We start from the raw sequence: 4,615 nt of genomic DNA, 5'->3' as shown, positions 1-4,615 counted from the left end.
AATTTTTCCAGTACTTTTCCTAATCGTTTTGCATGTCGCAGGTCACTGAATCGTTGCGGGTTTACCTCTTAGCCAATCCAGTTTGATGTCAGAATTGCTGATTCCATCATTTTCTGTATCTATACTCTATGATTACTAATGCAAGTTTAGCTTCAAAGCTCCTTCTTTAAACCTTTACAGCGACTTTTGCGTAATGGATAGCTTTCAAAGGGAGGTGCCGAAGGCGGAGGGATTCTCCATAGATTCTCGCATCCAACGAAAAAGAGACGATCGCCGAACCCCATTGCAAGACTTGAGCCACAGTAAACATAAAAAATCCTATCCTAAATCGAACGGGATTTGCTGAATTGACAAAGCTTGTTTTGTACTAAACCGCTTAAACTTTTACGTAAACTTCTTCGCCTTCGGTTTTCACTTCATAGACCGTTAAACCAGCGGTGGCTGGGCCAGACACATAGCTACCATCAAGCTGGAACAGGGAACCATGGCAACTACATTCAAGTTCGCTGCCGTCGAGTTTGACCGGACAACCCTGGTGATTGCAAGTGGGGTCTACAGCCACAATACTTTCGTCCTCAGGGTTCTGGAAAACATAAACTTTTTTGCCATCGATTTCAGTCGAGACAGTATTACCGCCCGAAAAATCGCCCACCATACCGACACTGCTATAGCCAGCCATTACGGTGCCTGCTTCTTCTGCCTTGGCGATCGCCGCCTCACCAGCCTCTGTCGCTTTTTCTTCAATTGTTTCAACAGCTTCTTCTGTCGTATTACCAGAGCAAGCAGCAAGTACGACGGGCAAAGATGATGCCAACATCCCGACACCAAACAACCCCATAAATTTGCGGCGTTCCATATTTTTTCCTCATCAAATGTGTTGAAAACCTGTTGCTGTTATAGCGGATTTACAATTATTCTTCCGCTCTCTACAGGATGATGTTACGAAATTCTACGCTTTTGCTTGGCTTGTCAGCTCAGGGTAGCCTGCTTGGGTCAAGGCTTCATCACGAATTCGACAAGAATCACACAAGCCACAGGGTTTTTCGCTGCCTTGGTAACAGGACCAAGTTTCGGCAATATCAACACCGAGGGCGATCGCCTTTTTGACGATTTCCACTTTACTATCTAGCACGAGGGGAGCAACAAGTTGCGGCGCATGGCCTTCAATACCGGCCTTTGAAGAGAGATTAGCTAACTGTTGATAAGCTTCGAGATACTCCGGACGACAGTCAGGATAGCCAGAATAATCCACCGCATTGATACCGAGATAAATCGCTTCAGCTTCCTTGGCCTCTGCCAAAGATAAGGCCAGTGCCAAAAATACGGTGTTGCGTCCCGGTACATAGGTGGAAGGAATCACATCCGCTTGCACGCCATCCTTTGGGATTTCCTGCGCAGCGTCCGTCAGCGAAGAACCGCCCCATTGGGACAAGTTCACATCCATGACAAAATGCTCACGAATGCCGAGCTGAGTTGCAATGTTGCCCGCTGCATCTAGTTCACGGCTATGTTTTTGGCCATAGCGAAACGACAGGGCAATCACCTCAAAGCCGTCGGCGATCGCCTGAGCAGCACTCGTTGCCGAATCAAGACCACCAGACAATAAAACAACAGCTTTTTTCATTTAGCGCACCCCCAAAAACTTGTGGGTCTGCAAGCCTAAACGCCAGTCAGGATGCTGGAGAATATATTGAAAAATCAAGTCTTGGCTCGCCGGATTTTCCCACTGGGGTTGCAAATATTTCGGGGCAGTAGGATTAATTTTATTTGCCTCAGCCTCAGCCCAATCTAAATCTGTTTTGTTATCGATCACCACTTTTAATTCATCCACATGGGCATAAATATCAGGTAATGGTGGCTTAAATGTTTTCGGCGACAGGGTAATCCAGTCAAACTGACCGCTGAGGGCATGGGAACCGGAAGTTTCTAAATGTAGGGGAATATCCAGTGGCTTTAGGGCATCCGTTAGGGGCTGTAGATCATGCATCAACGGTTCACCGCCTGTCACGACAATAATGCGCGGCTTTGCTTCTCGCACCTGTTTGACTAATGCGGCGATCGCCACTGGGGGATGCCGTTTCGGATTCCATGAAATCTTCGTATCACACCAAGGACAACCCACATCGCAGCCCGCTAATCGAATAAAAAAAGCAGATACCCCAAACCATTGCCCTTCACCTTGGAGCGAGTGGAAGGTTTCAACGATGGGATACGTTTTGGTTTCGAGCAAATCAGTGGGGGAAACAAGAACAGAAGAAGACACAGCGTTGGCGGCAATTGCCATAAACAAAGTCGAAGAAAAAACAATACCTTAACCTCTTCGTATTGTAAAAGGTCTCCCTCGCAAAAGGCGATCGCCGACTCTGCAATTTTCTTTTGCATAAGTCCTATTTTCAAAACCTGCCGACGGCTTCTATTCTTCCTCTTCAGCAGTAGACACTTCAGGTGTTTTAGGCACTTCAGGTTCAGGCGCAACCGTTTCCACCTTAGCCGCCACAGGAACCTCTACTTCCGGTTTCGGAGTCACCTCCTCCACCGAAGTTGCTACCGTCGTTTCAATCTTTTCGACCGTTTGAACCGACTGGGTGACTATCTGTGGCGTTTCCTCTTCCTGCTCTAGCTCCTTTTTCTGCATCATTTCAGCGTTATAGCCTTCCACATCTTTTTTGATGATGTTTTCCACATGGGTCGCAAAGGTTTTATAAGCCGCAGCATGACTTGTCGCATCTTCATAGGGGCCACTCAGCTGGAAAAAAGACCAACCTTCAATTTTCATCCCCTCAGCGGTATTCCGAAAGCGACGGTAACTCTCACCATATTGAAAAAATTCTTCAACGGCAGCACTAATGGCCACAGTTAAACTTGTGGCAAAGGTGACCCAGCCAATGGCATTGCGAAGTTTAGTATTTTCGAGATTATTTAAACTCACTAAAGCCGGGACAATCACACCACCCACAATGGTGACCATGCGTAGACGAAAATATTTTTTCTGGTCTCGACTCGCACGTTTATCGGCATAAATCAGTTGATCAAGCCAACGCCCTTTAATAAAAGACTTTTGCCGCTCTGTAAGGTCGAGCTTGTCAATCACTGGTTCGAGGGAGTCCTGAAGATAATGTGGCATGGCAGACTAAATCGTGCGAATCCTGGCGAAAGAACTTAGAGCATAATAGAAAATTTCTCGAGATTTTTGGGAAAAATGGTGACTCAATGACGAAAATTTATACTTTCAACAATTTCTTCGAGGGAATGCACAGGTTTTTATCGGTGATCTGAAGAGAGAAATTTCATCAAAACAAAAGAGTGATTTTCGGAGTTGCCGTCTGTCTACTGAGGTAATCGGGTCACATTAATTGGAAAACTAAAAAAAGCCAATGTACCGGTTGATTCAGATAAAGCTTGTGGAGAATCGAGTAGTTGGTTGCGTAGGTTTGCTAAAAGAGGACTTGGCATAACTCCAGCGCGCAAACCATTGCTCTCTAACCAAATTGTTCCGCCGATAGCTTCGAGTCTTCGTTGACACAATATTAAACCCAATCCCATACCGTCATGGGAGCGAGTATTGGAGCTATCTCCTTGACTAAAGGGTTTAAATAGTTTTGGGATATGTTCAGCCTTGATGCCAATACCTGAATCTTGGATCATGAATAGCACATCAGTTTCATTCGCATGACAGGCGATCGCCACTGTGCCAGACTCAGTAAACTTGATTGCATTATTTAATAAATGTTCGAGAATTTGCGCAATGTATAGATAGTCATTCTTGACATCAAAAGAAGTATCTAGTAAATGCCAAGTAACTATTTCTAAGTTATTTTCTATCGCGGCAGGCTCATTTTTTTTGCACACATCATCGATCAAGTCTTGCAGAAAAAATAGTTCAATATTTAGTGAAATATTCTTTGTTTGCAAACTTGTATATTCGAGAATATAGTCAATGATTTTAAGCAGATGAACACCACTATCGTAGATATTTTGACTACATTCTAATTCTTGTTTTTCTACCAAGCTTAAATTTAAGATTTGTGAGAACCCTAAAATACTGTTTAAAGGTGTTCTCAGCTCGTGACTCATAATATTTAAAAACTCTGTCTGGAGATCGGCGATCGCCTCAGCCACATCTTTTTCTTTTTGTAGCTCTAGTTTTACTGCACTAATTTGATGTAGCTCTTTAATCGTAAAAGTACCAGCTTTGACAACGATTAGGACAAAACAAGATCCCAAGAAAAAAATAGTGCCAATCAATAAAAGAATGACGTATGAAATATTAATCCCAATTAAAATCGCAACTCCCGCATAGCCAAACAGGAAAAAGATCATCAAGTAAAAAAGTACCCGCCACGTGCGACTCGATCGATTTCCTTTTACTAACGCAAGCAATCTTCGGGTTTCAAGAATAGCAAGGGACATAATTCCAGCCCCTAAAGCTACCAACATGATACTGATTGTTCCGCTCGTTAAATCCATATCTAAAACAGCTTACTTTGAGCCAATTTTTATGAGCTATTTTTTAGTAATCAAGCATAATCAATGAATAATATTTTTTGACTTTTTATTACTGTAACGTCAGTTATGGATAAGAATGTAGCCAAAATTCTTTAGAGAAAAGGAGACA

5 protein-coding genes are annotated in these 4,615 nt (G+C 43.5%); all 5 read right to left on the bottom strand.

Annotated elements, in window-relative coordinates:
* Positions 1 to 376: 376 nt before the first annotated feature.
* Positions 377 to 856, bottom strand: a complete 480-nt coding sequence (locus NIES208_RS18265; protein WP_075894416.1) for a QcrA and Rieske domain-containing protein — start codon at positions 854 to 856, stop codon at positions 377 to 379.
* A gap of 93 nt (positions 857 to 949) precedes the next feature.
* Complete coding sequence (queC, locus tag NIES208_RS18260; protein ID WP_075894415.1) at positions 950 to 1,624, bottom strand: 7-cyano-7-deazaguanine synthase QueC; 675 nt, start codon at positions 1,622 to 1,624, stop codon at positions 950 to 952.
* Complete coding sequence (locus tag NIES208_RS18255; RefSeq protein WP_075894414.1) at positions 1,625 to 2,284, bottom strand: 7-carboxy-7-deazaguanine synthase QueE; 660 nt, start codon at positions 2,282 to 2,284, stop codon at positions 1,625 to 1,627.
* A gap of 129 nt (positions 2,285 to 2,413) precedes the next feature.
* Positions 2,414 to 3,124: a DUF4231 domain-containing protein gene (locus tag NIES208_RS18250; RefSeq protein ID WP_075894413.1), complete on the bottom strand. Its 711-nt coding sequence runs from the start codon at positions 3,122 to 3,124 to the stop codon at positions 2,414 to 2,416.
* 203 nt (positions 3,125 to 3,327) lie between these two features.
* A complete protein-coding gene (locus tag NIES208_RS18245) occupies positions 3,328 to 4,437 on the bottom strand; it encodes a sensor histidine kinase (RefSeq protein WP_075894412.1) in 1,110 nt (369 codons plus the stop codon).
* Positions 4,438 to 4,615 lie beyond the last annotated feature (178 nt).

It is taken from the genome of [Limnothrix rosea] IAM M-220, assembly GCF_001904615.1.
GTDB lineage: Bacteria > Cyanobacteriota > Cyanobacteriia > Cyanobacteriales > MRBY01 > MRBY01.
The sequence above is the reverse complement of the archived record's forward strand: the minus strand, read 5'-3'. Positions and strand labels throughout refer to the sequence as shown.

Excerpts from the sequence above, each read along its gene's own strand:
- NIES208_RS18265 (WP_075894416.1), bottom strand. The coding sequence starts at position 856 with ATGGAACGCCGCAAATTTATGGGGTTGTTTGGTGTCGGGATGTTGGCA.
- queC (WP_075894415.1), bottom strand. The coding sequence starts at position 1,624 with ATGAAAAAAGCTGTTGTTTTATTGTCTGGTGGTCTTGATTCGGCAACG.
- NIES208_RS18255 (WP_075894414.1), bottom strand. The coding sequence starts at position 2,284 with ATGGCAATTGCCGCCAACGCTGTGTCTTCTTCTGTTCTTGTTTCCCCC.
- NIES208_RS18250 (WP_075894413.1), bottom strand. The coding sequence starts at position 3,124 with ATGCCACATTATCTTCAGGACTCCCTCGAACCAGTGATTGACAAGCTC.
- NIES208_RS18245 (WP_075894412.1), bottom strand. The coding sequence starts at position 4,437 with ATGTTGGTAGCTTTAGGGGCTGGAATTATGTCCCTTGCTATTCTTGAA.